We start from the raw sequence: 1,231 nt of genomic DNA, 5'->3' as shown, positions 1-1,231 counted from the left end.
CGGTTGACCCTCTCAACCAACCTGCAGTGTCTCTCTATCAATCTTTGGGTTTTACCGTACTAGAAGAAGAAGCGAATTACTTCGGTGATGAAGAATCCCGCTTGGTGATGGAATTCGTAAAGTAGGCCTGCACAGAAATGAGTCTAATCTGCACTTAAAATGTGCGGATTTAAAAATACCCCGTTCATCACTTTTCATAATGCCTTGTAATTAAAGCATTTTCATTATTGGCACTTTGTTTGCTATTTGTAGAATGTTCATCGTTAACTCGATGACCGCTCTCCAGAGCAGGCGGAGATGCGGGTTAGGGTATTACTTTTTAAAAATGTACTTACAGCGTTAAAGGCATTGCAGCCTCTCCAGTTTGGAGAGGCTTTTTTTTGCTCGCATGGTTGTGGTTGTAAGTCGTGTTGGTCAATAGCAGGAGGCGTAATGTCGCAAGGATGCAGAAAAACGACCTGTCCTTATTGCGGGGTAGGATGCGGGGTTGAAGTAAACTCAAAAGGAATTGTTGGGGACGATAACCATCCTGCGAACGCGGGAGCCTTATGTGTGAAAGGTGTTGCGTTGGCTGAAAGCTTAAACATGCCATCACGCCTTTTGTATCCGAAGCTTGTCACCAAAGAGCGGCCAAAAGGTAAAGAAATTCACTGGTCGCAAGCCACAAACATGATTGCTGAAAAGATCCATCGAGCTAAAGCGGAGTTTGGGCCTGATTCCGTCGCGATGTATGTGTCAGGTCAGTTATTAACGGAAGACTATTACGTTGCTAACAAGCTGATGAAAGGGTACGTCGGCAGCGCTAATATCGATACCAACTCGCGTTTGTGTATGTCATCGGCAGTTGCCGCACACATTCGCGCTTTTGGAGAGGACGTTGTACCGGTCAATTATGACGACATTGATAGCACGGAATTACTGATTATTTGCGGAGCGAATACGGCATGGACGCACCCGGTGTTATTTCGTCGAATTCAGCAAGCGAGAGAGAAAAATCCAAGTCTCAAGTTAGTAGTGATCGATCCACGAGAAACTGTTACGGCGCAGCAAGCCGATTTACATTTAGCGATAAAAAACGATGGGGATGTGTCTCTTTTTAATGGGTTGCTCAAGTTTCTTATCGAAAAGCAATGCATTGATTCTCAGTACATAAATTCCTATACCAGCGGGTTTGATGCGCTTGCAAAAAAAGTAACCCAGAAACGTTACAATGTCACTAATTTGGTAACTG

The 1,231-nt window shown here is 44.4% G+C and carries 1 protein-coding gene; it reads left to right on the top strand.

Annotated elements, in window-relative coordinates:
* Positions 1–432 precede the first annotated feature (432 nt).
* Positions 433–1,231 (top strand): molybdopterin-dependent oxidoreductase (locus tag R7E47_RS24710; protein WP_318085393.1); only part of this gene is annotated, 799 nt, incomplete at its 3' end.

The sequence above is a fragment of the Vibrio sp. Vb1026 genome, from assembly GCF_033338745.1.
GTDB lineage: Bacteria > Pseudomonadota > Gammaproteobacteria > Enterobacterales > Vibrionaceae > Vibrio > Vibrio alginolyticus.
Note: the sequence above shows the minus strand (reverse complement) of the source record. Positions and strands in the feature narration are given on the sequence as shown.